Source organism: Shewanella sp. SM68, assembly GCF_025653925.1.
GTDB lineage: Bacteria > Pseudomonadota > Gammaproteobacteria > Enterobacterales > Shewanellaceae > Shewanella > Shewanella oncorhynchi.
Genome location: NZ_JAKKRU010000019.1, coordinates 1 through 26,778 on the forward strand (window position 1 = coordinate 1; position 26,778 = coordinate 26,778).

25 protein-coding genes, 1 rRNA gene and 1 pseudogene are annotated in these 26,778 nt (G+C 56.9%); 17 read left to right on the forward strand and 10 right to left on the reverse strand.

Annotation, left to right across the window (positions count from 1 at the left end):
• A 16S ribosomal RNA gene (locus L5M40_RS21160) occupies positions 1-322 on the reverse strand; the annotation flags it as partial.
• A gap of 615 nt (positions 323-937) precedes the next feature.
• A complete protein-coding gene (gene ccoG, locus L5M40_RS21165; protein ID WP_263257209.1) occupies positions 938-2,365 on the reverse strand; it encodes a cytochrome c oxidase accessory protein CcoG in 1,428 nt (475 codons plus the stop codon).
• 91 nt (positions 2,366-2,456) lie between these two features.
• Between ccoG and L5M40_RS21170 the strand changes: the two genes are divergently transcribed.
• The 5 genes from L5M40_RS21170 to L5M40_RS21190 all read left to right on the forward strand — a co-directional run bounded on the left by L5M40_RS21170 (position 2,457) and on the right by L5M40_RS21190 (position 5,900).
• Entirely contained in the window at positions 2,457-2,807 is a 351-nt protein-coding gene (locus tag L5M40_RS21170) for a hypothetical protein (RefSeq protein WP_105250770.1), read from the forward strand.
• A 124-nt stretch (positions 2,808-2,931) separates the two neighbouring features.
• On the forward strand, positions 2,932-3,837 hold the full coding sequence (locus L5M40_RS21175) for a 1,4-dihydroxy-2-naphthoyl-CoA synthase (RefSeq protein ID WP_113941423.1): 906 nt from the start codon (positions 2,932-2,934) through the stop codon (positions 3,835-3,837).
• A gap of 183 nt (positions 3,838-4,020) precedes the next feature.
• Complete coding sequence (locus L5M40_RS21180) at positions 4,021-4,224, forward strand: DUF2061 domain-containing protein (protein WP_105250772.1); 204 nt, start codon at positions 4,021-4,023, stop codon at positions 4,222-4,224.
• A 579-nt stretch (positions 4,225-4,803) separates the two neighbouring features.
• Complete coding sequence (locus L5M40_RS21185; protein ID WP_263202751.1) at positions 4,804-5,292, forward strand: mobile mystery protein A; 489 nt, start codon at positions 4,804-4,806, stop codon at positions 5,290-5,292.
• Positions 5,289-5,900 (forward strand): mobile mystery protein B, encoded by a 612-nt coding sequence (locus L5M40_RS21190; protein ID WP_263220986.1) that lies wholly within the window; start codon positions 5,289-5,291, stop codon positions 5,898-5,900. The genes L5M40_RS21185 and L5M40_RS21190 overlap by 4 nt, the downstream gene beginning before the upstream one ends.
• A 444-nt stretch (positions 5,901-6,344) precedes the next feature.
• Here L5M40_RS21190 and L5M40_RS21195 read toward each other — a convergent pair whose 3' ends face one another.
• From L5M40_RS21195 to L5M40_RS21210, 4 genes are all read right to left on the reverse strand, one after another.
• Complete coding sequence (locus L5M40_RS21195; RefSeq protein WP_263257211.1) at positions 6,345-7,217, reverse strand: UvrD-helicase domain-containing protein; 873 nt, start codon at positions 7,215-7,217, stop codon at positions 6,345-6,347.
• A gap of 2 nt (positions 7,218-7,219) precedes the next feature.
• Positions 7,220-9,358 carry an AAA family ATPase gene (locus L5M40_RS21200; protein ID WP_004883041.1) on the reverse strand — a complete coding sequence of 713 codons (2,139 nt, stop codon included), beginning with the start codon at positions 9,356-9,358 and terminating at the stop codon, positions 7,220-7,222.
• Positions 9,359-9,463: 105 nt separating this feature from the next.
• Entirely contained in the window at positions 9,464-10,873 is a 1,410-nt protein-coding gene (locus L5M40_RS21205) for a Shedu immune nuclease family protein (RefSeq protein ID WP_004883043.1), read from the reverse strand.
• Positions 10,874-10,934: 61 nt separating this feature from the next.
• Positions 10,935-11,126 carry a type II toxin-antitoxin system RelB/DinJ family antitoxin gene (locus tag L5M40_RS21210; RefSeq protein ID WP_004883046.1) on the reverse strand — a complete coding sequence of 64 codons (192 nt, stop codon included), beginning with the start codon at positions 11,124-11,126 and terminating at the stop codon, positions 10,935-10,937.
• A 679-nt stretch (positions 11,127-11,805) separates the two neighbouring features.
• On the opposite strand from L5M40_RS21210, the gene L5M40_RS21215 reads away from it, so the two are divergent.
• The 3 genes from L5M40_RS21215 (at position 11,806) to L5M40_RS21225 (ending at position 15,902) form a co-directional block, all read left to right on the forward strand.
• A complete protein-coding gene (locus L5M40_RS21215; RefSeq protein WP_004883049.1) occupies positions 11,806-12,636 on the forward strand; it encodes a DUF932 domain-containing protein in 831 nt (276 codons plus the stop codon).
• Positions 12,637-12,716: 80 nt separating this feature from the next.
• Positions 12,717-14,777 (forward strand): ParB/RepB/Spo0J family partition protein, encoded by a 2,061-nt coding sequence (locus tag L5M40_RS21220; RefSeq protein WP_263204446.1) that lies wholly within the window; start codon positions 12,717-12,719, stop codon positions 14,775-14,777.
• 810 nt (positions 14,778-15,587) lie between these two features.
• Entirely contained in the window at positions 15,588-15,902 is a 315-nt protein-coding gene (locus tag L5M40_RS21225; RefSeq protein ID WP_049445269.1) for a DUF736 domain-containing protein, read from the forward strand.
• 306 nt (positions 15,903-16,208) lie between these two features.
• On the opposite strand, the gene L5M40_RS21230 is transcribed toward L5M40_RS21225, so the two are convergent.
• The gene (locus L5M40_RS21230; RefSeq protein ID WP_164176495.1) at positions 16,209-16,502 is read right to left on the reverse strand and encodes a helix-turn-helix domain-containing protein; all 294 of its coding nucleotides are present in this window, start codon (positions 16,500-16,502) and stop codon (positions 16,209-16,211) included.
• Positions 16,503-16,781: 279 nt separating this feature from the next.
• Here L5M40_RS21230 and L5M40_RS21235 point away from each other — a divergent pair, with 279 nt between their 5' ends.
• The 9 genes and pseudogenes from L5M40_RS21235 (at position 16,782) to L5M40_RS21275 (ending at position 24,067) form a co-directional block, all read left to right on the forward strand.
• Positions 16,782-17,132: a DUF2958 domain-containing protein gene (locus L5M40_RS21235; protein WP_164176496.1), complete on the forward strand. Its 351-nt coding sequence runs from the start codon at positions 16,782-16,784 to the stop codon at positions 17,130-17,132.
• A 342-nt stretch (positions 17,133-17,474) separates the two neighbouring features.
• Entirely contained in the window at positions 17,475-18,242 is a 768-nt protein-coding gene (locus tag L5M40_RS21240; RefSeq protein ID WP_164176497.1) for a DUF2285 domain-containing protein, read from the forward strand.
• 111 nt (positions 18,243-18,353) lie between these two features.
• Positions 18,354-18,638, forward strand: coding sequence for a helix-turn-helix transcriptional regulator (locus tag L5M40_RS21245; protein ID WP_004883058.1), 285 nt, complete (start codon positions 18,354-18,356; stop codon positions 18,636-18,638).
• A 26-nt stretch (positions 18,639-18,664) separates the two neighbouring features.
• Positions 18,665-19,507 carry a replication initiator protein A gene (locus tag L5M40_RS21250; RefSeq protein WP_210943932.1) on the forward strand — a complete coding sequence of 281 codons (843 nt, stop codon included), beginning with the start codon at positions 18,665-18,667 and terminating at the stop codon, positions 19,505-19,507.
• A 265-nt stretch (positions 19,508-19,772) separates the two neighbouring features.
• Positions 19,773-20,238 (forward strand): annotated as a pseudogene (locus L5M40_RS21255) (AAA family ATPase).
• Positions 20,235-20,510 carry a chromosome partitioning protein ParB gene (locus tag L5M40_RS21260; protein WP_100185503.1) on the forward strand — a complete coding sequence of 92 codons (276 nt, stop codon included), beginning with the start codon at positions 20,235-20,237 and terminating at the stop codon, positions 20,508-20,510. Before L5M40_RS21255 ends, L5M40_RS21260 begins: the two are co-directional and overlap by 4 nt.
• Complete coding sequence (locus tag L5M40_RS21265; protein ID WP_100185504.1) at positions 20,507-21,052, forward strand: DUF2840 domain-containing protein; 546 nt, start codon at positions 20,507-20,509, stop codon at positions 21,050-21,052. Before L5M40_RS21260 ends, L5M40_RS21265 begins: the two co-directional genes overlap by 4 nt.
• Positions 21,049-21,648, forward strand: coding sequence for a S26 family signal peptidase (locus tag L5M40_RS21270; protein ID WP_100185505.1), 600 nt, complete (start codon positions 21,049-21,051; stop codon positions 21,646-21,648). The genes L5M40_RS21265 and L5M40_RS21270 overlap by 4 nt, the downstream gene beginning before the upstream one ends.
• 436 nt (positions 21,649-22,084) lie before the next feature.
• On the forward strand, positions 22,085-24,067 hold the full coding sequence (locus L5M40_RS21275) for a relaxase/mobilization nuclease domain-containing protein (RefSeq protein WP_100429576.1): 1,983 nt from the start codon (positions 22,085-22,087) through the stop codon (positions 24,065-24,067).
• On the opposite strand, the gene L5M40_RS21280 is transcribed toward L5M40_RS21275, so the two are convergent.
• From L5M40_RS21280 to L5M40_RS21290, 3 genes are all read right to left on the reverse strand, one after another.
• Positions 24,060-25,445 (reverse strand): patatin-like phospholipase family protein, encoded by a 1,386-nt coding sequence (locus L5M40_RS21280; protein ID WP_198511358.1) that lies wholly within the window; start codon positions 25,443-25,445, stop codon positions 24,060-24,062. The genes L5M40_RS21275 and L5M40_RS21280 overlap by 8 nt on opposite strands.
• A 233-nt stretch (positions 25,446-25,678) precedes the next feature.
• Positions 25,679-26,296 (reverse strand): DUF3313 family protein, encoded by a 618-nt coding sequence (locus tag L5M40_RS21285; RefSeq protein ID WP_036412908.1) that lies wholly within the window; start codon positions 26,294-26,296, stop codon positions 25,679-25,681.
• A 12-nt stretch (positions 26,297-26,308) separates the two neighbouring features.
• Positions 26,309-26,644 carry a DMT family transporter gene (locus L5M40_RS21290; protein WP_080750184.1) on the reverse strand — a complete coding sequence of 112 codons (336 nt, stop codon included), beginning with the start codon at positions 26,642-26,644 and terminating at the stop codon, positions 26,309-26,311.
• Positions 26,645-26,778: the final 134 nt, after the last annotated feature.

A 26,778-nucleotide genomic window follows, 5' to 3' on the forward strand; every position in this document is an offset into this window, starting at 1 on the left:
GTCCCAGTGTGGCTGATCATCCTCTCAGAACAGCTAGGGATCGTCGCCTTGGTGAGCCATTACCTCACCAACTAGCTAATCCCACCTAGGTTCATCCAATCGCGGAAGGCCCGAAGGTCCCCTCCTTTCCCCCGTAGGGCGTATGCGGTATTAGCAGTCGTTTCCAACTGTTATCCCCCTCGACTGGGCAGATCCCTAGGCATTACTCACCCGTCCGCCGCTCGCCGCCTCAGGAGTAAACTCCCTTGCACTGCCGCTCGACTTGCATGTGTTAGGCCTGCCGCCAGCGTTCAATCTGAGCCATGATCAAACTCTTCAATTAAAGTTTTGTTGCTTCCGTCTTGCGACTTCAGCGGCTCAATGAATTCTGATTTTTTGTTTCTAACTAAAGAAACAAACTGTACATATTACTATGAACACTCAATCACCCTTCCCGTTAAGGAGAATGACTTGAAAACATTGATTTAAATTTTTGACTGCTAACCCGAAGGTTAAGCAGTTTCGATTAACTCAACACCTGTGAGTGTCCACACAGATTTCTTGTTTTATCTTGTTAAAGAGCGTTGACCACATACCGTTGCCGGCGGGTCGGGCTGATGCTTCATCAGCTCAGGGTCGTGCATTTTACGCATTTCCCGTTTCGCGTCAAGGAGTTTTTTACAACTTCTTGCTGCGCTTGAATTAAGTGCTTAAAAGCGACTCAATTCAACCTAACTCGTCAGGCTGCTTAACGCCGTCTGCCGTGTCAGTGGATGCGCATTATAGGGAGATTGAGAAAGTCCGCAAGGGCTTTTTGTAGGAAAATAACGATTAATGGTTTAGACGTTTACTTATCAAACGATACGTATAAAAAAGGGGCTAAAAAGCCCCTTTATCTCGATTAAGTCTGGCAATATATATGAGTCACGCTCAGCTAGATCATCATAAATACTGTTATCTATGGACTAAAGAAGCGAGATTCTTGCTCAACTTCGACTTCTTCACCGTCGATATGAGTTTTCACTTTTATCTCGATATTAGTAACTGAACTAGACAGCTCAACCGGATCGATACCGACACTAATAGGGAGAGTTAACACTTCACCACCCGCAATAGTGACCGAAGTTGGACCGTACCATTTATAGTTGTCTAATCCTTCGACACTCATAGTGTATTCGTGGGATTGCTCTGTCTTATTAAGAATCTTCAAGGTGAAGGTGTTTTCAATCAAACCTTGATTGTTCTCTCTATAGAGTTGGTTGCGGTCACGAATGATGTCCATACGCACAGGTGCTATGGTCGCACTGGAGTATATAAAGACTAATATCATCGCTATCAGTACCACGCCATAACCGACAAGTTTAGGTCGCAGCACTTTTTGCTTAATTCCTTCTAACTTGTTCTCGGTGGTATAACTGATAAGCCCTTTTTCATATCCCATACGATCCATGGTTTGATCGCAGGCATCGATACAAGCGCCGCAGTTAATACACTCATATTGCAGACCATTACGAATGTCGATTCCCGTAGGACATACCTGCACACACAAGTCACAGTCGATACAGTCGCCAAGCCCTAGCTCTTTAGGGTCATCTTTGCGTGAACGCGGACCACGGGTCTCACCACGTTTAGTATCGTAACCCACGATAAAAGTATTCTTATCGAACATGGCCGCTTGGAAACGAGCATAAGGGCACATGTGGATACACATGATTTCACGCATCCAACCCGCATTGCCGTATGTGGCAAGTGTAAAGAACACGACCCAGAAGTAGATACCGCCAGAAGCATTAAGCGTAAATACATCGACATAGACTTCACGACTTGGCACAAAATAGGACACAAAGGTCATCGCCGTCATCAGTGAGAGCAATAGCCAGGCCGTATGTTTTGCCGTTTTGCGCCAGAGTTTGTCAAAGCTCCATGGCATTTGATCTAACTTAATGCGTTTATTGCGTGCGCCTTCAAGTTTTTCCTCGAACCAGATGAACATAAAGGTCCATACTGTTTGGGGGCAAGTGTATCCACACCAAACACGGCCAAGATAGGTGGTCACAAAAAACAGAGCGAAGGCAGCGATCATAAACAACGCTGCAAGCAAGGTGAGATCCTGCGGCCAAATCGTTAAACCGAAGACGTGAAACTTTTGTTCGCCCAAGTTAAACCATACGGCTTGACGGTCGCCCCAAGGGATCCAAGGTAAAAGCAGGAAAAATAACATGGCAATCCAGCCCATGCGGCGACGTACGCTACTCCACAAACCGTCTATGGCTCGGACATAAATCCGATTACGAGGATTAAAGCGATCGGCTTTACTCGCATCTGGCTGGTGAATCTTAATTCGATTGGTTTTCGAATAGTCCTTGTTGTTAGATTCTGAGTTCATCGTTACAGCCTTTTACTGCTTTAATATTGGACGAAAACTAGCTTATTATACCCATATTCTTAATGGTTATTCACTTATGTTGGACTAAAAGATGAAAGGTTGGATCATATTGGCGCTACTCGCGGGTGCTTTATATTACTTATACACAGAAACAGATAAATTAGATGTTCCTATTGCAAAGACTGAGGCGATGATCAAAGAAATAGAGAATAAAGTTGACTCTATGACAGGAACAAAAATTATTAAAATCGACCATAAACTGACTAAGGTAAGAACCGACATCATAGAACGTTTATCCACATTAGAACTCGAAGCCTTCAATCAAATTCCAATGACACCCGAGTCTATTGCCGACTTTAAGGCTAACTATTGCGGTACTATGGCACCTCAACATCCAGTATTTAGCAAAGATAATCAGCTTTATCTATGTGATCACCTTTAATCATTACAGACTCATAGGCAAACGGGATTTTGCTATATAGCGCTAAGGTTTAGACTTAGGTGATTGACCTTATATATGATTCCGCCTAGCCTTTGAGGCATTACAGCATAAAGGCCTATGAATCATGACCCAACAAGTATCAGACATTTTTGATCCCACCCTATGGGATGAAGTCAGTGGATTTCATTTCGACGATATTACTTACCACAGAGCCAAAGCGCACGGCACAGTACGCATTGCCATTAATCGCCCAGAGTGCCGTAACGCCTTCCGACCTAAAACCGTTGATGAATTATTTATCGCACTCGACCATGCACGCCAATGGTCTGATGTGGGTTGCGTACTGCTTACGGGGAACGGCCCTTCGGCAAAAGATGGTGGCTGGGCGTTCTGTTCAGGTGGCGATCAACGTATTCGCGGCAAAGATGGCTATAAATATGAAGGCGCTGAAGAAGGCAAAGCCGATCAAGCCAGAATGGGCCGCTTACATATATTAGAAGTACAACGCCTTATCCGCTTTATGCCTAAAGTGGTCATCGCCGTTGTGCCGGGTTGGGCGGTAGGTGGCGGCCATAGCTTACACGTAGTGTGCGACTTAACCTTAGCCTCGAAAGAACACGCAATATTTAAACAAACCGATCCCGATGTTGCGAGCTTCGACTCAGGTTATGGCAGTGCGTATCTCGCCAAGATGATAGGTCAAAAACGTGCCCGCGAAATCTTCTTCTGTGGTTTTAACTACAGCGCCGATGAAGCCTTCGACATGGGGATGGTCAATAAATCCGTTCCCCATGCAGAGCTAGAAACCGAAGCATTAATGTGGGCCAAAGAGATTAACTCTAAGTCGCCTACGGCTATGCGTATGCTTAAATACGGTTTCAACATGACTGATGATGGTATGGTCGGTCAGCAATTATTTGCCGGTGAAGCGACGCGTTTAGCCTATGCGAGCGCCGAAGCACAGGAAGGACGCGATGCCTTCCTCGAAAAACGCGATCAAGATTTTTCAGCCTTCCCTTGGCACTACTAATTTTAGAATCGTATTAATTTACGTTTAAATGCTCAAAGCCCTCCATCGTGAGGGCTTTATGTTTTTTACAACGGATAAATAGATAAAACCGTTTAAACTAATCTGAAAACACAGCTTTTAACTTTAATGAGAATTGTTATCATCTAAGTATTCCCGCTGGGAGCCTATTTAGAGGACAAGATCATGACTAAGACACTCACTTTTGCTGTACTACATTTTAGCGTCGCTTTTACCGTAACCTATTTATTAACTGGCAGCGTAGTCGTCGGTGGCGCAGTAGCCTTAGTAGAACCCGCGATTAACACTGTAGTGTTTTACTTCCATGACAAAGTGTGGAAACGCATTGAGGCAAAAAAGCAGCACGAGCTAGATGCCATTCCAGCATAGAAAGTTAAGCCACCAGCATTTGCTATTACTGTAAGTTAATCGTCATTTTGTCGTGAATCTAAATGAAAAAACCGCCAATAAAGGCGGTTGTGGGAGAGGAATAAGTCTCATACTAAACAGCCAAGTAACCCTGATCGTACCGTTCTAAATGATACTCACCCAGAAATAAAGATTCATACTAATTCCTACTACAAAATCTGAGTCACGCTACAACTGAGTAATAAAGTATCATACAGGTTGTCTTGAGCATCCACAGATTGATGGCCCCATTCAAACACGTTTCTGGACAGAAATCATTCAGAGCAGAAGTCTGGATTGTGTACTTCCCAAAACAACCCCCATTCTAAATCAACCTAAACCGTTCACTTCCCATTCTAGCGCTGCCGAAGACGTTTGCTCTTCCAAGATGAATTTGACACGACCATTGTCCAGTAAACAGATAGCCAAATAAGTAGCGTATTTTATAATCGATACATTTGCCTTTGATGTGTATTAAAAATTAGATACAAAAATCTTTATAATGTATGCAAAATTAGATACTATTGTCGTTGTAGTGTATTTAATTAGAGATACAAAATTATGAAAAAATCCGGTGTCTATGCCGTTGCACTCAAGCAAGTCAAAGCAAAAATCAGCGCTTTACTCGGTTTATCTGTGCCTAAACCGCCGAAAAATGGTTGGGTGCGCAGTATCCGTGAGGCCTTGGGGATGTCGGGCGCGCAATTAGGTGAACGTCTTAATCTCTCTCGTAATCAAGTCTCCATATTGGAGCGTAAAGAAGCCGATGAAACCATCACACTCAAACAACTTAAACAACTGGCGAGCGGGCTCGATGCCGAACTGGTTTATGCGATTATTCCGCGTCAGTCGATTGATGACATGATAGAAGCGCGCGCTATGGAGTTGGCCAAGCAGCGTTTGGCCATGAGCCACCAATCGATGTTTTTAGAAGCACAGCAGTTAACCTCAGAGCAACAACAGCAAGCGCTGGTTCAATTAGCCAATGAGATTAAATCGGGCAGCACCCGAGATTTGTGGAAAGTCAGTTTGCAGGAGAAATACCAATGAGTCTGTTTGTTGAGCCAGAGGGCGCAACCCAACTAAATGCCGATGATGTTGCCGGGCTGAAATTTGATCACATCACGACTCGCGAAGAGCTTAATGAGCTTGAAAATGCCAACATACTACAAGGGTTGAGTTGGTTAGCCACGACGCCTAAAACCAGCATGGATGACATTCTTTCTATGGCGTTTGTGGAAGAGTTGCATCAACGTTTGCTTGGTGATGTGTGGGAATGGGCCGGCAGCTACCGTCACCGAGAGTTGAACATTGGTGTCGATCCGCTGAATATCCGGCCAGATTTACACAACTTTCTGGAAGACATCAAATGCTGGATTGAGTTTGAACACTATGACAGCCTAGAACTCTCGGCTCGGATACAGCACAGGTTAGTTAAAATTCACCCTTTTCCTAACGGCAACGGACGTCACTCGCGCGTGATGACGGACTACATACGAATGGTACTACTCAAACAAAAGCCTTTAGTTTGGTCCAATACAGATTTGGATAAACAAAGCCAAGAGCGGGGTGAGTACATTGCGAGCTTACGCCAAGCTGATGCCGGCGTTTATGCGCCTTTAATTCAATATCTTCAGGCGAAAGGGAATGTGACTTAAACCAAGCGTTAAGAGCTAAATATACAATTACAGTGTGGATAGTTAATTTCGGCAGTTCACCTTGCTCTTTTGTTTCCGTACTTCTTAGCTATTTTTAAAAAAGGTTTTTGCAAACAGTTTTATACGAAATATCAACGAATTGGCATCGCCGTAGTGTTTATTGGCTTCCATATCACAAGCTATTGCATACCATGCGTTAACCCAATGAGTATTGAGGACCTTAGTTAAGCTACCTATGAGTTTCATGCGAGATTCCGCTCAGTTAACACTAATGATTGAGAGGCCTTTATGCTCCCCACATTTAAGACATGAATCAGGCACTTTGTCCCCTTCAAAATAATGCTTGTTATCACCGCATTTTTCACAATGAGAGCAATAAACAGCATCGTGCATTTTGGCCGCAACTTTATGAAGTTCTGATAAATCTACGTTTAATTTCATGCTTTAATTTCCGAAGTACTCAATGATGCGCTCAGAAGAACGGTAGTTCCGCGACAGTTCGAGTTCGTCCAAATCGATATTGGCCATCGCCTTGAAATCCTCGAAGGCAATCGGATATCCGCCAAGCGATTGATAAATCGCCTGGTTAGGATCTCCGACAATAAAGGCCTTGGTCGCACCTTGACCAGCTTTCAGAATGGCGGTGATGATCGAATACTGAATTCGTTTGGTGTCCTGATACTCGTCGATCAGCACGAAAGAGAACAACTGTGCCAGAAGAGTGCTGATCGCAGGATGACGTGCGATCAGTTGGTACGCATAGTAAAGAATGAGCTCAAAGTCTAGCTGCCGACTTTCGTGCAGAATCTCAAAATACTTGCCCAATATGACGTGAAGACCCGAATGCTTCCAATCTTGTGGGCAGGAGAGCACATATCCAGTTTCGGTGTAATAAAACTCACAATCCCAGAATGTTATTTTTGGCTTCTGGTAAGGCTTGCACAATGCCTCCAGGATTTTCTCGCGCTCATGCTGATCGATCACACGGAAGCCTCGATCCAACGCTTCGTGATAGATGCCGTACGGTTTCAATATCCATTCAAGACAGAACGAATGTATCGTTCCTATCCATAATCGGGATGTATCCACCCCAAGGCTCTCAATGCGCTCGTGGATTTCGTCGGCGGCACGGTGCGTATAAGTGATGGCAACGACAAACTGCTTGTTCGATTTCAGCCTGGACAACTCATAGGCGATTTTGTAGGTGAGCGTGCGCGTTTTCCCGCTGCCCGGGCAAGCGATGAGAAAGACGCTCCCTGGCTTCAGAATGGCTGCTTCCTGCTCGGGATTCAGATCATCTTTGTTCCACATGAACATGATCAGAACACCGCGAGTACATCGTTGATGCGATCATCTGGGAACGTGGCAAGCATCTCGTTTCGGATGCCGACGAAGTCGATGTCTCCATTTCGGAAGGCCAGCAGCTTGGCCCTAAAGTCGTCGAATACGGCAGACGCAGTGAAGATATCTTCTGCATCGATGTAGTTCACGCGGTAGCTCAGCACGTTAAACCAGACTTCCTTAGTGACCACCGGATGCGCAAAAGCGATGGCGTCCAAGATGTACTTCGGAATGGCGGTCTGCGGATCGATCTTCTTTCCCAGCAAGATGGCAAACCATCCCTTGCCGTAGTTGTCCGCCATGGTCAATGCGCGCTGACCGAACAACGCGATGTCCGCTGATTCGAGCTCCGCCTTGGCCGTCGCGATGGTTGGTGCATCCTTGTAGACATCAGGAAGGATGCCGACCACCTTACGCGCATTGCCGGCGGCAATGAAGTCGACCTCGAAGGTATGGGGGGCAAAGAATGGAGAAACCCACCCGTTATCTTTGAAGGTGTCTTCCAATAACGCTTTCCTGGCGACCCCTTTTTCCTGGGATGCCTGATACTTGCCCTTGCGCCGGAGCAGCCCTTCGGAGTCTCCCGCCGCCGGCGTTGTGTCAATGATGGACTTGTCAAGGTCGGTGACGATGCTGCACCGCTTCCGGATTCGGGCATCATCGAAAAGAACCGCGACGTTCTGAAATCCAGTGCTGCGGATATTAATTAAACTGATGCCGAGTTCATCAAGGCTGACGCCTAGCACGTTCTTGATCAGGATCGGAACGAGAATTTCTTCTGCATCGCCCTCCACTAAGAGGACGCTCTTGGCAAACAACAAGTTGCTACGGACAGCATCCAGGTAGCGTTGAATGTTGCCGATCTCTTCTGGGTTTAGGCCAATTGCAGGCTGGTATGCCTCGCAACGATCACCTTCTCTGCCGAGGATGTTCACGTTCTGAACATTGCTGACCTCAGAGATGTGCGTCGAATGGGTCGAATAAATGATCTGTGTGTCGTCGTATTTGAGCTTGTCGAACAGTGTTTTCTGGATATGTGTGTGAATGTGAGCTTCCGGCTCTTCGATAAGCAGAAAGTTGGCGATCGACTGTTTAGCCTTTTGATACTTGAATTCAAGCAGTTTCAACGTGAGGAATATCAGGTTTGCTCCACCAAGGCTCAGCTCGTGGATCGGTCCTTCGTGGCTCTCCCCCGATTCGCCAACGAACAGCTTGAGCGACTGGAACAACTTGTCAGCTTCGTCTGGCAGATCCGACTTGATAGAAAGAGAAGACGGCGAATACGCCTCACCCGCCGCATCCTTGATGGTGTCTCTGATATCCGTCCGGACGACCTGCACGTCTGGCAACGCTTCGATGGAGTCATTCAATGCCTTTACCCCGTCGGTGATAGCCTGGAACGCCACGGGGTCGATATCGCCGCTCTTGCCCTTCAGAAGCGAAAAGAGCGGATTTGTCCGGTTGTTGTGAAATTCGGAGACGACGTCCCGTAGCGCCTGGACGAAAGTGAACGAAATTTCTTTGGAGACGGACAGCACGTTCGGAATCTTCGCGCCGATAACACGAAATTCAACCTCTTCATTGAATCGAACATTCGCGAAGTCGCCGACCACATCCTTATAGAAGGCCTCGTCGTTGAAGTCGGCTTCACTCCGACCTGTGAAAATCGTTTCATAGTCGTCGATGGTGACCGGGTTCAGGATAGCGTCGAGGCCTGCCTGATCACCATCGTTCAATTGAGAAAGTCGCAGCCTGATTTCCTTCTTCGGACGAAAGATCAGGTTGTAAGTGGCCTTGCCGTTCGCCTCTTCCTCAATTACGCCCGTCCCATGTCGGAAGAGCGCCTGCACTGATTCATCCGCAGAGATTTCCTCAAACTCAAGACTGATGATGATCCAATGTCCCTGCCAGCGCCCTAGGCCGCGATGAAAGTCGGTATGCTCCAGCCGGTAGGCAGAGCGAATCATGTTGTCATCAAGCAGCAATCTGATTGCGCGAAAGAGATTGGTTTTGCCAGATCCATTTTCGCCGATGACAGTGTTGATACCCTTCTGGAACAGCAGCTTCGTGTTGGGAAAGTTCCGGTAGTTGACCAGGCTGAGCTTGGATATATGCATTTGATTCAATCTTGTTGTTGAAATCCACATGCCGATCGGCCGATGGATTGGTTGAACACTGCAGCCATTGATCCCAACTACGGAATGGCCAACTGTCAGTTGGTTTTAGAACGGCACCGTGTCTAAGGTAGGAATCGGTTGGAGCGCATTTTTAATCTCGGTTAGCCTTGCAAGTAGTTCATCGAAAGTCACGATCACGATCTCTGCGAACGCATTTCGAACGAGCTCGAATGACTTTCTTTGCTGATGCTCTTGTGGCGTCATGCCAGCGACAACTATGCAGCGAACCGCATAGCTGTGGAGGTCGTATCGGTTCATGTTATTTTTTATGACGGGTAGTTCACTCTGCAATTTGAAACGCTGATCTAGAATTTGAGCAATCGCTCCACCCAATTCTGTCGATGGGCCAAAAACATCATCTCCACGATAGGGAGATTTTCCTAGCAGTTCGGTTTGCGGCTTTTTTATCTCAATGAGGCCAAGATTGCCCGTGGAAGCGGATGCGTATAGAAAATCTGAAAATTTTCCGCCGGACCCGTTAAGTCGCTTGCCACCTGCATAAGCTTGCCCCTGAACCAGCATGGCTGGAACGGCAAATGCAAGACTAAGTATGAAAGGATTTTCCAGAAAGAAGCTTTGCCACTTGCTTTCCGTCAGTCCTTTTCCAAGCATTTCCTGGTATCGCTCAATCAGTTGATTCAGTGTGATGAGCTCAATATCATTCTTTAATGCCAGCAGCGAGCGCGGCTCAGATTCCGCCAGTGCTTCTATATTGTCTTGAACCATGCGAACAGCGGCGCGCCGATCACGCTTGGAAAGCGTCACATGCTGCCGCCCACCATCGGTCATTTCCGTTAGTGCATCAGGTCTTACGCTCTTCTTTAGAGCGGGAAATTGTGCTGAATCGGCAGCATGTAATAAGGTCTGGTAGACATGAAATTGCTTGTCCTTGCGCGCGTCTCTCTGGTGGCGAGAGGCTATGCGATTTAATTCTTTTCTTAATTCATGAAATCTTCTTATTCCGAGAATAAAGAATGGCGAATCAATTTTCGCGTCATTTCCTTTGTGGACAATGAGTATGCTTACGTTTTCTAAGCTGGCGGCTGTTTCGCAAATTTGCCGATATTCCCACAGAAGCCCCAAACCGAATCGAAAATCTTTGGCAAACCCATCCGGCAACTGCTCAAGAAGCCCAACGACATCGTCAGTAGTCTCTGGCAGTATGTAGGGCTCGATAACAGGCCGAGCGACGACGATGCGTTCAAGGGTGCCGTATTTAGGTTGCAGGTAATCGTCGCGATCTTCTCGAATATTAAGAGGCCAAATGGTCAATCTGTCTGGACACACATTGAGCAGTCTCGCTATTGGCGAATCCGGCTTGCGCTCCGCTGCGGGAATATCAGTGAAGAAAACGTTAATGCCTTCCTCTTCCGGTTCGGCTGCTTCAATGACAAGGAAGGGGCCGCCGTCCAAACGCTCACGTTGATTGAATGCTGAAGGTCTGATAGATGCCATGAACTATTCTTGATCCCTACTGTTCAGAGAAACGATTTGCGGGCCTTGCCTCAGCGCAACCTTATGGTGCCTTCCGATCAGAATCGGACGACACACGATTGATGTCAAAGGGGAGTGCCTTATCTGCCGCGATTCGGGTCAGCAGCATCCGAATCGCATCCGAAATTGATAACCCCATTTCAGCCAGAACAACAGTTGCGGCTTCTTTAATCTGCCCGTCAATCCGGGCACGAACGACGTCGTTACTTGCCATTGTTGCGCTCACAATAGATGTAGCTACATTGTGGCTCATAAGTACTATTGCGTCACTTACATTTTGTTGTGAACAGTAGAGCATCCCGGCGTGCCGCCGTCGGGCTCGCGGGCGTTGCCCCGCGCCTCGTGCCGAGTCGCGGCCATGCGGCTTTGATCCCTGATGCCTCCGGCCGTCTCTTCGCTCCTGGCCTGCGCGCGGCGCTTGCCCTCCAGGGGATCGGCTGGACAGCCCATCCCCGCCGCGCCTTGCTTGGCGCCCCTCGCATGCACCGAACAGGTTGCACCTGATCGACCAACAGCCATCCAGCTAGGCGTGCCGCTGGCACGCAGGGGCGCTCGCCGCGCGGCGTTGGTTTCAGCGCACCCCCTGGCCCATTGGCCGCTGTTCGTCTTTCCCCAAGTTCATCGCTTTTTCCCGCGACCGTAGCCCGCGGTGCCTGGCCGTCAAGGCGCGCAGGGCCGAGTCCTCGCTGCGCTGCGGGCCGCACCAACCCTGCGCTTCTCCCTTGACGGCCAGTCCCTCGCTGGCCCGGTTTTTCGCGGGCGATGAACTCAGGAAAGACGGCGGCAAACAGGACCGGCCCAGGTCTCTGCGCCGAACCAACCGAAGCCACAACGGGCTCCGAATCTTGGAATCCGGTCAGCTTTGAAACCACAGCAACTCATTGGAGAAAACCATGCAACTCGCATCTCGATTCGCTTCCCATTCCCCGACGCTGCGCAGTGACTACCCGCTGTCCGACGACCAAATCCGCCGCGTAGCCCCGTCCATCTTCGCGGAGGCCCCGCACGATAGCCGCTCCGAACGGTACGCCTACATTCCCACCGCCGCCGTGCTGGCGGAACTGCGCAAGGAAGGGTTTGAACCCTTCATGGCAGCGCAAACCCGCGTGCGGCACGACGACCGCCGCGACTACACCAAACACATGATTCGCCTGCGCCATGCCAGTCAGATCAACGGCGCGGAAGCCAATGAAATCGTGCTGCTGAACTCGCACGACGGCACCAGCAGCTATCAGATGCTGGCCGGAATGTTCCGGTTCGTTTGCAGCAATGGCCTTGTGTGCGGCGATACCGTGGCCGATGTGCGCGTGCCGCACAAGGGCGACGTGGCCGGTTCTGTCATCGAAGGCGCTTTCGAGGTGTTGAGCGGCTTCGAACGCGTGAAGGAATCCCGCGACCTGATGCGCGCTATCACGCTGGACGAAGGCGAAGCCGAAGTGTTCGCCCGTTCCGCGCTGGCCCTCAAGTACGACCCCACCGATAACAAGCCCGCGCCCATCACGGAAAGCCAAATCCTGATGCCGCGCCGGTTCGACGACCGCCGCCCGGACTTGTGGAGCGTGTTCAACCGCACCCAAGAAAACCTGACCAAAGGCGGATTGCATGGCCGCAGCGCCAACGGACGCCGCCAGCAGACCCGCCCCGTGCAGGGCATTGATTCCGATGTGCGCCTCAATCGCGCCCTCTGGATGTTGGCCGATGGCCTGCGCCAGTTGAAGGCCTGATTCCCCACGCGGCAGGGGCAGGCAGCAGCCCTTGCCGCTTTCTTCGCTGCTGCATCCCTGAACCGATAGGAGTTATCACCATGAACGCCATTACCCAAACCGAAGCCCGCGCCCTCAACACCGCCGCCGCTATCCCGCTGGAAGCCGCCGACCCGACCAAGAACCTGATTTTGGTTCCGCTGTCGCGGCTGGTGTCGCGTCCTGCTGGCCGCAACGTGCGCAAGACCCCGCGCATGTCCATTCCCGAACTCGCCGCGAGCATTCAGCGTGTCGGCCTGCTGCAAAACCTCATCGTCATTGCCGCCGCCGATGGCGAGCATTACGAAGTCGTGGCCGGTGGCCGCAGGCTGGCCGCGTTGAAGCTGCTGGCGAAGAAGCGCCGCATCAGCAAGGAATGGGAAGTGCCTTGCCTGTTGGTGGCCGATGGCACCGCCCGCACGGCCAGCCTCACCGAGAACGTGCAGCGCGAAGCCATGCACCCCGCCGACCAGTTCGAGGCATTCGCCGCGCTGGTGGCCGAAGGCCGACCCATCGAGGACATAGCCGCCGATTTCAGCGTCACGCCGCTGGTGGTGCAGCGCCGCTTGAAGCTGGCGAACGTCTCGCCCCGGCTGCTGGCCGACTACCGCGCCGAAGCCGTGACGCTCGATCAGTTGATGGCCCTTGCCATCACCGACGACCACGCCGCGCAGGAAACCGCGTTCTACGACGCGCCGACGTGGCAGCGCAACCCTTCCCAATTGCGCGACCGCCTCACCGAGCGCGAGATTGACGCATACCGGCATCCGCTGGTGCGTTTCGTGGGGCTGGATACCTACGGAGCCGCAGGCGGTGGTGTGCGCCGTGACCTGTTCGCGGAAGGTGACGCGGGCGTGTATCTGACCGATGCCGCGCTGCTGGAACGGCTGGCGCAAGACAAGCTGGCAGGTATCGCCGCCGAGGTGAAGGACGAAGGCTGGGCGTGGGTGGATGCCACCCCCGCCGTGACCCATGCCGACCTGCACGCCTTCCAGCGTGCGCCGAGGGAGCGCCGCGAACCGAACAAGCGCGAAGCGCAGCGCATCGAGAAGCTGCAAACCAAGATGCACGAACTGGCCGCCGCCGTGGATGACGCGCTTGATACCGAGGACGAGGAAAAGGCCGATGCCTTGCAGGAAGAAGGCGAAGCCGTGGGCGAGCAGTTGCAGGCGCTGGAAGATGGTTTGCAGGACTACGGCGCGACCGTGAAGGCCGCGGCTGGTGCCATCGTCACCATCGACCGCAACGGCGAAGCAGTGATTCATCGGGGGCTGATGCGCGAAGCCGAAGCCAAGGCGCTGCGCACGCTGGAACGCTTGCGGCAGGGTTTTGGCAGCGAACGCGAAGCCGAGAATGACGATGGAGGCGAAGACGACGAGCAGCACAAGACTGCCGCCATGTCCGACAAGCTGGCGCAGCGGTTGAGCGCCCACCGCACCGCCGCTCTGCAAATCGAAGTCGCCCGGCATCCACAAGTGGCGTTGGCCGCGCTCGTACATGGCATGGTGCAGACCGTCTTGCAGGGCAGCCACTACGGCCACGACTTGCCGCTGGGCGTGAGCCTCAAAGCGCAAAACCGGCTGGACGGCATCGCCCCGGACATACCTGATTCGACCGCCGCCGTGGCGCTGCGCGAGTTGCAGCAGTTCGCAGGCGAGGGCTTGCCGGAGGACAGCGCCGAACTGTTCGCCGTGCTACTGGTGAAGTCGCAAGATGAACTGGTGCGGCTGCTGGCGGTATGCGTGGCCGTCACGGTGGACGTGGTGACACCCCGCGCCATGCAGCCGCAACCGGGCGCGGAACTGGCGCAGGCCGTAGGGCTGGACATGGCGGCATGGTGGAAGCCCACCAGCGAAGGCTATTTCCGCCACATCGCCAAGCCCGCGATTCTGGAAGCCGTGAAGCAGTACGCCCCGGCGCACGTCACCCGGCTGGCGAAGTTGAAGAAAGGCGACATTGCCAGCGAAGCCGAACGGCTGGCGGATGGCACGGGATGGATGCCTGTCGTGTTCAAGGCCGAAGGCACCGACGACACGACGGCGCAGGATGCGCCGCAGGCCGTGACGAACGACGAGCCGGAAGCCATCGACAACGAGCAACAGGCCCACGCACTCGCCGCCTGATCTTCACCACCACCGAACGCCCCGGTTCCAGCCGGGGCGCTTCGCTGTTCCATCAGCATTGGCACCAAGCCGTACCGTCCTGGTGCCGATGATAAAAAAAATCCGGGCGCGGCGGGGGCCGCGCCCGGTTTCAATGCCCAAAGCCAGAACGCCCCTTCGTCGCCTTCGAGCAGGCGGCGAAGGGGCGGCGCACAAGTGACCTTGTGCGCGTGAACCCCCCGAAGCCCATGAGTGCTTCGGCGCACAGCGCCGACGACATTCCGAACGCGCCCCGCCGCAATGGGCGGGGCGCGTGGGGCTACGCCCCGGCTTGCTGCGACAGGTTGCACGAAAGCGTGCCGTCCTCGACGCTGGCGGTTCGTCGCCTGTACGTCACGAAGGACGGTTCACCGACACGCCGCCCGGCCCTCCAATGGAGCTTCCACGCCACGCCTCAAGCACCAGGCCGCAAGCTACGGCAGGGCGCTTTCAACTTGTCGCTGGGCGTTCTCCTTGCCCCAGTCAGGGCGCAAGCCGGTCAAGCCGTCGTGCGGGGAGCCGAGTCGGCCATGTTCCCTTTCGGAGCGGGTCGGCCCAAGGCGTCCTGTCTGCTTGTGAATCCTGGCGGTGGCCGGGCTTCTATGGCTGCAACCTTCCAGCGAAAACAATTTCCCCTGCGCTGCGCGCATTCCTCGCGGGACAAATTCTTTTCGCTTTCAGGCGCTCCACTGAGTTGCGCCCGCAAGCGGTGCAGCCAGCCCGTCCCCCGCCGGCCGGATCACAACAGGACGCGATGGGCGCGAACCCTGTTCAACCGAAAGGAAACTCATCATGGCAAACATCGGCACCTTCACCGCAGAGAAAGACGGCTTCACCGGCCAGCTCCGCACCCTGACCCTCAACGTCAAGGCCAAACTGGTTCCCAACGACAAGGGCGAGAACGAAAGCGCTCCGGATTTCCGCCTTCAGGCGGCAGGCCACGATTTCGGCGCGGCTTGGAAGAAAACCAGCGAGGCCGGGCGGGATTACCTGTCGGTGGCCATCGACGATCCTTCATTCCCGGCGACGGTCTATGCCCGCCTGATCGAAGGCGAGAACGGCACACACGACCTGATCTGGTCGCGCAGCAAGCCCAAGGCTGCCTGACGGCCGCACACCGCGCCCCGCCCTTTGCGGTGGAGCGCGGTGCTGCTGATCGCAGCAGCGCGCGCACAGGGTTTCAGTAGTTGCCTCATGCCCCGCATGTCCTGGGCCAGCATCGCATCGTTGATGGTCGAATGGCTCGAAGCCGTGGCAGCAGCAGGAACAGCATGGCGTGTCGGCGCATTGCGCCGCCGGGCTTTCGGGCTGCGCCCCATGCCGCCAATGGCGTCATGTCCATTCGGCTTCAATCCCTCACGCCTTCGCGCCTGCCGGCGCTGCGCACTCCGCTTGCACGAATCAAGACGCGCGCTATGGCGCGTCGCGCTCTTTCAGCACGGCCTCGAACTCTTGCCGCACCTGCGCCAGCAGATCGTCGGCCTTGCGCGCATCGTCGCCGGCGTAGGCCAGCGTCAACAGCGTCAGCGGATGCACTTCCATGACCTCGCACAGCTCGGTCAGCTTGTGCAGGGTCGGACTTTTCAAGTCGCGCTCCAGCGTACTCATGTAGGTACGGCTGGACACGTCGGAGAACGCTTCCTGGCTCAAGCCTCGCGCCTTCCTGACTGTCCGTATTGCCGTTGCCAATGAGTGTTTCGCTGTCACTAACTTGGTTTCCCCATAAAACCAAGATGACAGCCCATTGCGATCTATAGGGCTACAACCTATAGTGTTCATTCATGGCTGGAAGGCCCACTTTCGTGCTTCTACTGAAATCCGCATGCGTGGATTGCGACAGAACCGGGAAATCACATCCGTGCCTTTCCAGCTTCCCACACTCACGTTTTTGCGCTTTCGTTCTTCTATGGATTTGGTGACTTGCGCCTCTGCGCTTCGGATCAGAAGCCCATTCGCCCATCCTAGGCTTCGTAGAGAGGGCTCCCCATGGCCATGCCGCTTGTCACCGTTGATGAACGTGCGCAGTTGCTGACCCACGGTGCGGCACTCGCTGCTGGTCAGGGACTTGACGTGTCACCTGTAGTGCGGTTGTTCACGCCCGACGCACATGCGACGTGGCTGCTGGTGTCACTTGACCCTGTCGATGGCGACACGGCCTATGGCTTGATCGACCTTGGTATCGGCATGCCTGCGCTCGGGAAGGTCAAGCTGTCTGACCTAGCCAGCATCGTCGGGCCACGCAAGCTGCCGGTGCGGCGAGATCGGTACTTCCAAGCGGCACGCCCGCTGGCGGAGTACGTCCAGCGGGCACAAGAAAGCGGTTCGATCACCGACTGATGGAAGCCAGTGCGGCTTGGCGAGCCGGGGCAATTATGACTATTTCGGTACTACCTAAGACCTACTCGGTCTGAATCGGCATTGATGCACCTAGGCGGTGCAAGTCAGATGCAAACGGTCATGATCTTCGGCACGGGTTACGGCACGGTACCTAACGTCGCTCACGATCTTGGACCCCGCGGCTGTCGCATTCAGACGATCCGCGCAACGAGTTGGAGCCACACGATCTTGACACGTGTCGTTACAGCTTAACCGTTTTTTATGACAAACCGATGTCATTTCTGTAGCTCCTACATCTCGTGAATCGTGGCGACGTACCCCAAGCAAAAGGGAGGTTTCGCCATGACAGATCGCAGCGCCGAACACTGGTATCCGACAGCTGCTTATCTCTACGTTCTGCACCTCGACGGCCCCGCACTGGCCTGGGAGTACCTGCGCCGCAATCCCGACTACCGCCGCGACTGGCTACGCCGTCGCCGTCGGCCGGACGCTGCTCAGGCTTGGGGCTTACGTCTCTTGGAAGACCCGGCCTTGGATTCGCGCGACACGCATCCAGCTTGGTTTCCCGATCACGATGCCGTGGTGCAGGTTTATCCCGATGCCGACCCGCCACCCCAAGCCCATGCCTTCGAGTTCTGGCGCGTCCCTGGCAGAAAACAACTGATCCACGACGGCAAACGCCTAGTGCTTGTGTCGCATTGGCCCGGCTGCTGCTTACGCCTCGCGCTTGGGCCGGGGCTGGATGACGGCATGGCCTATCTCTATGCCGCCCGCGCCTGCGCAACACCCTGCGCGCGCTATCGCATGCTCGCCGCTGAAGTGGACACCTTGGCGGCCGCCACGATTGCCACGCCTGCAGCGGCAGCCCGCTCACGGCCTACACCGGCAGCGGTGCTGGAGCTGCACACCTTGCAGGCGCTCGACGCCGCCCTGGCTGGCGCGTCCTTGCGCGACGTGGCCGAAGGGCTTTTTGGGGCCTCTGTCGTCGCAGATGACTGGCACAAGGACAGCGCTTTGCGTGCCCGTGTGCGGCGGCTGGTGCGCCGTGGCGATTCCTTGATGCACGGTGGCTATCGGCGCCTGGCGCAACTCCCGCCACTGTCGCAGTAGGGGGGACGTTTAGCGTCCCCTGCAGAACGTCCCTTAGCAAGCAGCCCGACTTTCTTGAAAGTGCCTCTATCCGGCCGCGTGGTGTGGCCGGGCTTGATGGAGGTACACCCCATGCGACCCGCTCCCTTGCGACCTGCCGCCGCTGCTGTCGCTGCGCCTGCGCAGCCCCAACGTTACCTGACCAACGACGAAGCCGCCGAGTACCTGCGCCTTTCGCCGCGCACGCTGGAGAAACAACGCGTGATCGGCGGCGGCCCGAAGTTTCGTAAGTTCGGCCGCCGCGTCATGTACGCGGTGTCCGACCTCGATGCCTGGGCCGACCAGCGCAGCTACGAGGCAACATCCGACCCGGAGTACGCCGAACGCCATGCGGGTGACTACCGTGATGGCCGCTGATCGCTGGCGCGTGGGTGGCCGTCACCATGTCCAGCCCGCCAGGGCAAGCCTTGCAGCGCGAACAGCTCGACCTGTTCCGCGCGCTGCCTGGCGACATGGCACCCCGCGACAGTCAAGACTTGATGGCCTTTCCGTTCTTCTCGCTAGCGAAATCGCGGCGCGTCGCGCCGATCGACTTTCGCGCCGGCGGCATCACCATCCGCGTGGAGGGCACGGCCGAGCATGGCATAGCCACGATATGGGATGCCGACGTGCTGATATGGGCCGCGTCGCAGATCGTGGAGGCGCGCGACGCGGGCTTGCGCCCGTCGCGCTGGATACGCGCCACCCCCTACGAGATCCTGCGCTTCATCGGGCGCGGCACGTCCCTCAACGACTACCAGCGCCTGAAAGCCGCGCTCGACCGGCTGCAATCGACCACCGTGGCCACGTCCATCCGCGAAACCACGGGAAGACGATTGCATCGCTTCTCGTGGATCAACGAGTGGAAGGAGCTGGCCGATGCCAGCGGCGTGCCGCTGGGCATCGAACTGATCCTGCCGGACTGGTTCTATGCGGGCGTGCTCGATGCCGCCCTGGTGCTGACCATCGACCCAGCCTATTTCCGCTTGAAGGGCGGGATCGAACGCTGGCTGTACCGTCTGGTGCGCAAGCACGGCGGCAAGCAGCCGGGCGGCTGGCAATTCGACTTCCGGTACCTGCACCGCAAGTCGGGCAGCGCTGCGCGCTTCTCCGACTTTGCTTACGACCTGCGCGTCCTGGTGGCGCGGCAGTCGCTGCCCGGTTACGTCCTGGGCATCGAGCGGATGCCGGACGACGGAATGGAGCTACTGACGTTCCGGCCCGTGCTGCACACGGCACGGGGATAAGTCGGGGAAAAGGTGTGGACGGCCTCGTGCTATCAGGAGTACCGGGTATCGTGCTATCGGGAGTACGCCTATCGTGCTATCAGGAGTACGAAAACGCCGGGAAGCCAATAACGGCGCGGGTTTGCGGCCCCTCTAACTTCCCTAACAAGAAATACATAACTTGTAGTAGAAGCGCGCCGTTTCGGTGGACAACCGCGAAACGGCACGGCGAACAGCGTTTTGCACGGCAGGCAAAGCTTGGCTTTCCAGTCTGGAGGGCCACGCCATGATCGTCGCGCTGCTCAACCAGAAAGGCGGCGTCGGCAAGACCACGCTTGCCACACACATCGCCGGCGAGCTGGCGCTACACGGCCAGCATGTCGTCCTGCTCGATGCCGACCCGCAGGGTTCATCTCTGGACTGGACACAGCGCAGAAGTCAGCAAGGCTTGCCACGGCTGTTCAGCGCCGTGGGCCTAGCCCGCGAAACGCTGCATCAGGAAGCGCCAGAACTCGCCAGGCGGGCCGATCACGTCATCATCGACGGCCCGCCGCGCATCGCCGCCCTGGCGCGAAGCGCGGCAATCGCTGGCTGAACAGCCGCTGCCCGCGCTGCGTTCGGAAGTGCATCAGCGCATCGTGTTCGCCGACAGCGTGGCCGCTGGCCGGCTCGCACGCGAGACAGCGCCCGACAGTGCCGCCGCCCGCGAGATCACCGCCCTGGTGGACGAACTGCTGCGGTGGCCGACATGACAGCGCAGCAGCCACCCAACAGCAAACGCACGGGCAAGCGCGTCGGCATCGGCGCGCGTCCGCCCGCGAATCCGCACGCCGAGGCGTGGATTCGTCAGGGCGATGCCGACGCGCTGGGCAAAGGCGACCTCTACACCGCGCGCCTGACCCTCGACATCACGCCCGCCATGCGGGCGCGCATCAAGGTGTTGGCCTTCACGCGAGGCGTGACCGTGGCCGACCTGCTGCGCGGTCTGCTGGAGCGGGAGTTTCCACCGGAGAACACACCATGACCGCATCCGCTTTGCCTGCCGCGAACGCGGCACCGGCTGCGCTGCCGCTGCATCCCGTAGCACTCGCCGGACAGGCCGGCAACGTGCCGCTGACGCGCGTTTCGTTGGCCTATCTCGAACACCGCTTCAAGCTCTACCTGCGCTTCGGCGAACCCGCACGCACGCTGCGCCTGGACGACTGGCGGCGCTGCGCGGTGTTCCTGCCGAGCGCGATGTTCTGCCGCATCCGCTGGCAGGCCAACGACTACGGCACGATCCGCTGGCAACTCATGGTGATGCAGGCTTGCACACCGCTGGACGCGGCGCAGCGCATCCCCGGCGTGCAGCCGGGTGCACGCTTGCTGCTGCACGCCGAAGGCGATGCCAACGTGCGCGCCGTGCTGGAACGTATCGACGGCATCGAGGCGCTGGGCATCGCCGCCATCGACGTGTCGCCCGCGTACTGGTGCACGCTGGGCAACCGTCTTGCGGCTCGCCTTGCGCTGCCCGAATACAACGCCGAGCGGCATACCGCCTGGCTGGCCGGGAAGGTGCTGCCATGACGGCCCCGACCACCACGGCCAACGCGCCCGCCGTACCACCGCGTCCTCGCTCACGCCTGCGCGCTCGCATCGTGCTGGCGACACTGGCCGCCATCGGCTTCGCTGCGCTGACCTGGGCGGCTTTCGTGTCGCCGCTGCCGCGTCTGACCTACAACCCGTCCGACAGCGTGGCGGTCGGTTGGTATCGCATTGACCCGTTCGACCCGCGCACCGCCTCATTGCCACGCCCGTTGTCCGTGGACAACATCGTGCTGGTGCCGCTTTCGGCCACGGCCGCCGCGCTCGCTGCGCAGCGCGGCTATCTGCCGACGCGCGTTCCGCTGCTCAAACGTGTGGGCGCGGTCGCGCCGCAACACGTCTGCATCGTCGCCGGTCAGGTACGCATCGACGGCGTGCCTTCCGCCGCCGTGCTGCCTGCCGACCGGCTGGGCCGGGCGCTGCCGTCCCTGCAACTTTGCCGCCGCCTCGAACCGGGCGAGCTGTTCCTGTTGAGCGTGACCAATCCAGCATCGTTCGACAGCCGTTACTTCGGCCCGGTCAGCGCATCCGCCGTGATCGGCATTGCGCATCCGGTGTGGCTGGAGATACGCCCATGATGGCCGCCGATTCGCTACGCTCCGGCGTGCCATCGGGCATGTCGTTCTCGCTGCTGCTGCCGTGTCGTCGCGGTTGCCGTGCTGGTGCATTCGCACCGCACGTCGCGCAGCATCCGGCGCAGCCGTCCAACGTGCAGGCGTCTTGCCTCGAACGCGCCCGGCCTGCGGCCATTGGCGCGTTCGCCGGCGCGCTGGCTGCTCACGCAGCAGCGCCGCCGGGCCGCCGGTGCCTGGAGCGACAGCGAAGGGCAAAGGCGGAAGGCAAGACAAAAGGACGCGGCACTGGGCCGCGTCGAAAGCCTGTCTGCACATGGGGGGAACACAGCACGGAGCGGCTTTGCCGCCGTGCCGCGTTCGGCGCGAGGGTCGCGCCAATGCAGGCATGCCCGCGTGCTTCGCACGACAGGACACGCCTGAGCTTGCCGGGAGAATGGCGATGACCGACCGCCGCGACGACGATTTCCGGGTGCGCCCCAGCGCCCCGAAGAACCGGGGCAAGGGCCAGGGGCAGAGCTTCGTTTCCAAGGTGCTCAAGCAGGCTGGCAAAGCCAGCAGCGGCAAGTCGGCGGTGCGCCGTCCTGGGGCCGCAGGCACCGGCCAGCGCCCCGGCTCTCGGCTCGGGCGCGGCCACACGGCAGCGCGCTTCGCCGGGGCGAAGCTAACGCCCATGTCGCGGCGCGTGACCATCAAGACCTTGCTGGTCAATCACCAGCGGGCCAGCCCGCAGTCGCTCGCCAAACACCTGCGGTACGTCGAGCGCGACGGCGCGGGCCGCGATGGCGAACCTGGCCAGGCCTACGGACCGCAGTCCGACGAAGCCGACCTGGACGCCTTCAAGGAACGCTGCGCCGATGACCGCCACCATTTCCGCTTCATCGTGTCCCCCGAAGACGGCGTGGAGCTGGACGACCTGCGCACCTACACCCGCCATCTGGTGAACCGCATGGAAGCCGACCTGGGCACACGGCTGGATTGGGTCGCGGTCGATCACTGGAACACCGACAACCCGCATACCCACTTGATCGTGCGCGGGCGCGACGACACCGGCAAAGACCTCATCATCGCGGGCGACTACATCGCACACGGCTTTCGCCATCGGGCCGCCGAACTGGCGACCGAATGGCTGGGGCCGCGCACCGAACTGGAGATCCACCAGACCTTGGGGCGCGAGGTCGAACAGGAGCGATGGACGAGCCTCGATCGCACGCTGCAACGCGAGGCCGGCGAGGATAGCAGGGTGCGAATCGAACGCTTCAATGAGCCGGACTTACAACGCCAGCGCCTGCTGCTGATCGGCCGGCTGCAACGCTTGCAGCGCCTGGGCCTGGCCGACGAGGTGCAGCCCGGCACCTGGGCCGTCCATACAGACGCGGAGAAGACGTTGCGTGCACTGGGCGAGCGCGGCGACATCATCCGCACCATGCAGCGCGCCATGCGCGGCGAGCCGCGCGAGCTGGCGGTGTTCGAGCCAGGCGACGACGGCCGAACCATCCTCGGCCGCGTGGCCGCCAAGGGCTTGGCCGACGAGCTGCACGACCGGGGCTATCTGGTCATCGACGGCACGGATGGCAAGGCCCACTACGTCACGCTGAACGCCCGCGACGAGCTGGCGAACTACCCCACGGGCGCGGTGGTGGAAGTGAAGGGTTCGGCCGACGTGCGCGCCGCCGACAAGAACATCGCCGCGCTGGCGAGCGATGGCCTGTACCGCGCCGATCATCACCTGGCGATCGAGCAAGGCCGGGCAGTACCCGGACGCGACCCGCAGGAAGTTGTCGCCGCCCACGTCCGGCGGCTGGAAGCCCTGCGCCGGGCCGGCGTCGTGGAGCGCGTGGCCGAAGGGCTATGGAAGGTGCCGGACGACATGGCCGAGCGTGGCCGTCAGTACGACGCGCAACGGCTGGGCGGTGTGTCCGTGGAGCTGAAAACGCATCTGCCCATCGAGCGGCAGGTGCGCGTGATCGGCGCGACTTGGCTCGACCAACAATTGATCGGCGGCGGTCGTGGGCTGGGCGAACTGGGCTTTGGCGGCGACGCCAAGCAGGCTATGCAGCAGCGCGCCAACTTCCTGGCCGAACAAGGGCTAGCCGAGCGGCGCGGGCAGCGCGTGATCCTTGCCCGGAATCTGCTGGGCACGCTGCGCAGTCGGGAACTGGCACAAGCCGCCAAGGACATTGCGGCGGAAACCGGCCTGGAACATCGCTCTGTCACAGACGGCCAGCGCGTCGCCGGCATTTACCGGCGCTCCGTCATGCTCTCCAGCGGGCGCTACGCGATGCTCGATGACGGCATGGGGTTCAGCCTAGTGCCGTGGCGGCCGGTGATTGAGCCGCGGCTGGGGCAACAGCTTGCCGCCAAGGTTATCGGCGGAAGTGCCTCTTGGGAACTCGGACGAAAGCCCGGTATCGGTATCACTTAAATATCAAGGGGAGCTGAGTCCTAGGCACTGTCTGCTTGCCCGTCGAGATTCTTTTTAAAGATTCAATCAGCGCCAGAAACTCCTCGGATTGCCTCAGTGCTTCGCTTCCCGCAGTTTGCAGGTCCAAGACATCCTTGGCCTCGATTGTGAAGGCTGTGGGCACGCGTAGCAGCGAGTGCCGGATCTTGTCGTCCGGCACGTCGTTCAGACTTACGCTTACTACATGGATTTCTGCGTCAGCTGCAAAGGGGCTGTCCGCTTGGCCACGGGTGCGAGCAATCTCGGAACGCCAGTGCTGCAGGTCGTCGTTAAGCATGGCCAGCGTCACCTGGGTCTCGCGAGCGCCTGCACCGAAGATCAGCGACTCAAGTACTTGCGTCGTACTGGGGACTCGGTCGCTACTGTCCACGCGCTCGCTCAGGCCGCGTTCGGAGTTCACAGTCACCAACACGAGTCGGCGCAGGCTTCCGGGCTTGACGTCCGAGAAGTTGGCGCTCATTGAGCCCGAGGCTACTAGCCGGTCTAGCATCAGACGTACGCCGAGGTTGTCGGAGACACCACCGTCTACGAGGTGGATAAAGGGCCGATCCTGCGCATTGCGGTAGCTGTCTATGCTGCTTTGCAGGATGCGTGATCTGAAATCTTGCCCACGGATAGGCAAAGATCGAAGAGGCGGCGGACAAGTATTCGCGTTGTTTCGTACCGTTACGGGCGACAGCAGCAGCGGCACTGCCGACGAGGCCGCCACCGCGAAAGACAGCGGCGTGGCATCGAGGTCGGAACAGATTAGCCGGAACTGCTCGGTAGTGAAATCGAAAGGGGCACCGGTAGTGAGGTCGGTTGCCGTGATCATCAGATCGGGCGCGCCCGGTCGTCGACGCACGTCACCAAAGGTGCGACCTTCGAAAAGTTCGTCCAGGCGTTGAGCCAAGATCTGGCTGCGTCCAAACCAAGGTGAAGTTAGTCGATAGAGACGCGCAGGCCAGAGAGCTTCACGTACGAGTCGCGCCTCAAAGGGTACAAGCAGAAAATCCGGTTCGAAACGAGTCAGCGTGGCATCGCCGAATGCCGCGAAATGCGCGGCAAGGATGCTGCCCCCCGACACGCCGCTGACCAAAGACACCTGGTCCAGCAGAGTTGTCTCCTGGCCCTCTAGAGCGAAGCGTGTGGCCTTGAGTTCGCGCAGCACGCCCAGGCCAAAGGCCGCCGCCCGCGCGCCTCCACCTGACAGTGTTACCGCGACAACGACCGGTTGGTTGACCTCTGGCGGCCGGATGCGTTGGTCGCCCTCGGCGGAAGCCACTAAGGTGGCCTCGGAAAGTGGTGGGTTGATCCAAGGACGGTAGGTGGAGCACCCTGTCAGAACTACCATCGCCATCGCGCAGGCCAAACCCAACCGCGTGGATCTACACGCCTCCAGTCGCTTTACCCCCGCAAATAGCATCGCGCAACCTCTCGAATAGAAAAGAACGAAAGGCCACGGCAATTTTGCGGTGGAACCGAGCGAATTCAGAATGATGCTGGCGATCCAAGAAAGGCACCCCACCAACCCTCTTAATGGGGTTTCTCGCACTTTGCTTGTGGCGCGCGCAGGTATGGAATAAATGCTATTCACGAGTCAGCACTTCTCCAAGCGCTATTGATCTGTTCAAGGCAGGTGGAGATTGCAGACTTTGCATGTCCGAGCAGTGTATAGGACCCTTTGAAATCAGCGAGAGCGTTGCCGTGCCCGAAGCAGCTAGCAGCAGCAACTCGACGACCTGTTTGTTCATCTACTGCCTCGAACTCCAAACTGGCTCCGCCGGTTGTCACTGGCCCAACAAGCAACGTCGTTAGGGTATTGACTGCTCGATTAGGTGTCTCAATGGTCGTAATTGCCACACGCACACGTATGCGGCCTGACGAGGAGGGAGCTTCGGACTTGGTTTGGAGGTGTCGCAGTTCACTGTTGACATGATCGAGAAGCTCACGCACTTGCTCCGAGTCAAGACCATCAATGCGTCCAGTTCCCGTCACTATCTGAGCACCCTCGACTACTATTTCCCGGTAATGACGGGGCTCAAAGCCAGGCGCTTTAAAGAGTAAAACGTTCTCGTACTTCGTTTTTTCCAATGCATCGTAATTACCAAGAAACGCAGATCTCGTCATTCCGTTTGATGCACAGCCAGACAAGGTCGCAGCAAGGCTTAGCACCAGAAGGAGCCGGGCCGGTGAAATAGAGGTATTCATAGAAAGTTTCGCTTATCCCATTTTCAAACAGACAATTCCGGAGACAACAAGCGCAATGCCGGCCCAACGTATCAAGGAAGCCGTGTCACCGAACACATACACACCCACAAGAAATGCACCTAGTGAACCGATGCCGGTCCAGACCGCATAGGCTGTTCCCATGGGAATATGCTTGAGTGATAGCCATAGGAAAAATCCACTGGCTGCCATACAGGCAACCGCAATGGCCGGCCCCACGTAGCGCATCGCCACATTGATTGCACCCAGCTTGAGGCCGAGTGGCCAACCTATTTCGAAAAGTCCAGCAAGCAGAAGCACTAGCCATGGATTCCACATCAGCGGGTTCATGTATTTCTCCAAATCTATTCAGAAAAACTTAGCCATCCAACCATCGACAAAATCGGCAGGTTGGCGACAGTTAGTTTTATTCCTAGAGTCTTTCCAATAACGCTGAATCAGCCCCCTGCGTTGCCCCAGCTACG

Coding starts and splice junctions, on each gene's coding strand:
- ccoG (WP_263257209.1), bottom strand. CDS start 2,365: ATGAACTCAGAATCTAACAACAAGGACTATTCGAAAACCAATCGAATT.
- L5M40_RS21170 (WP_105250770.1), top strand. CDS start 2,457: ATGAAAGGTTGGATCATATTGGCGCTACTCGCGGGTGCTTTATATTAC.
- L5M40_RS21175 (WP_113941423.1), top strand. CDS start 2,932: ATGACCCAACAAGTATCAGACATTTTTGATCCCACCCTATGGGATGAA.
- L5M40_RS21180 (WP_105250772.1), top strand. CDS start 4,021: ATGACTAAGACACTCACTTTTGCTGTACTACATTTTAGCGTCGCTTTT.
- L5M40_RS21185 (WP_263202751.1), top strand. CDS start 4,804: ATGAAAAAATCCGGTGTCTATGCCGTTGCACTCAAGCAAGTCAAAGCA.
- L5M40_RS21190 (WP_263220986.1), top strand. CDS start 5,289: ATGAGTCTGTTTGTTGAGCCAGAGGGCGCAACCCAACTAAATGCCGAT.
- L5M40_RS21195 (WP_263257211.1), bottom strand. CDS start 7,217: ATGTTCATGTGGAACAAAGATGATCTGAATCCCGAGCAGGAAGCAGCC.
- L5M40_RS21200 (WP_004883041.1), bottom strand. CDS start 9,358: ATGCATATATCCAAGCTCAGCCTGGTCAACTACCGGAACTTTCCCAAC.
- L5M40_RS21205 (WP_004883043.1), bottom strand. CDS start 10,873: ATGGCATCTATCAGACCTTCAGCATTCAATCAACGTGAGCGTTTGGAC.
- L5M40_RS21210 (WP_004883046.1), bottom strand. CDS start 11,126: ATGGCAAGTAACGACGTCGTTCGTGCCCGGATTGACGGGCAGATTAAA.
- L5M40_RS21215 (WP_004883049.1), top strand. CDS start 11,806: ATGCAACTCGCATCTCGATTCGCTTCCCATTCCCCGACGCTGCGCAGT.
- L5M40_RS21220 (WP_263204446.1), top strand. CDS start 12,717: ATGAACGCCATTACCCAAACCGAAGCCCGCGCCCTCAACACCGCCGCC.
- L5M40_RS21225 (WP_049445269.1), top strand. CDS start 15,588: ATGGCAAACATCGGCACCTTCACCGCAGAGAAAGACGGCTTCACCGGC.
- L5M40_RS21235 (WP_164176496.1), top strand. CDS start 16,782: ATGGCCATGCCGCTTGTCACCGTTGATGAACGTGCGCAGTTGCTGACC.
- L5M40_RS21240 (WP_164176497.1), top strand. CDS start 17,475: ATGACAGATCGCAGCGCCGAACACTGGTATCCGACAGCTGCTTATCTC.
- L5M40_RS21245 (WP_004883058.1), top strand. CDS start 18,354: ATGCGACCCGCTCCCTTGCGACCTGCCGCCGCTGCTGTCGCTGCGCCT.
- L5M40_RS21250 (WP_210943932.1), top strand. CDS start 18,665: ATGTCCAGCCCGCCAGGGCAAGCCTTGCAGCGCGAACAGCTCGACCTG.
- L5M40_RS21260 (WP_100185503.1), top strand. CDS start 20,235: ATGACAGCGCAGCAGCCACCCAACAGCAAACGCACGGGCAAGCGCGTC.
- L5M40_RS21265 (WP_100185504.1), top strand. CDS start 20,507: ATGACCGCATCCGCTTTGCCTGCCGCGAACGCGGCACCGGCTGCGCTG.
- L5M40_RS21270 (WP_100185505.1), top strand. CDS start 21,049: ATGACGGCCCCGACCACCACGGCCAACGCGCCCGCCGTACCACCGCGT.
- L5M40_RS21275 (WP_100429576.1), top strand. CDS start 22,085: ATGACCGACCGCCGCGACGACGATTTCCGGGTGCGCCCCAGCGCCCCG.
- L5M40_RS21280 (WP_198511358.1), bottom strand. CDS start 25,445: ATGGCGATGGTAGTTCTGACAGGGTGCTCCACCTACCGTCCTTGGATC.
- L5M40_RS21285 (WP_036412908.1), bottom strand. CDS start 26,296: ATGAATACCTCTATTTCACCGGCCCGGCTCCTTCTGGTGCTAAGCCTT.
- L5M40_RS21290 (WP_080750184.1), bottom strand. CDS start 26,644: ATGAACCCGCTGATGTGGAATCCATGGCTAGTGCTTCTGCTTGCTGGA.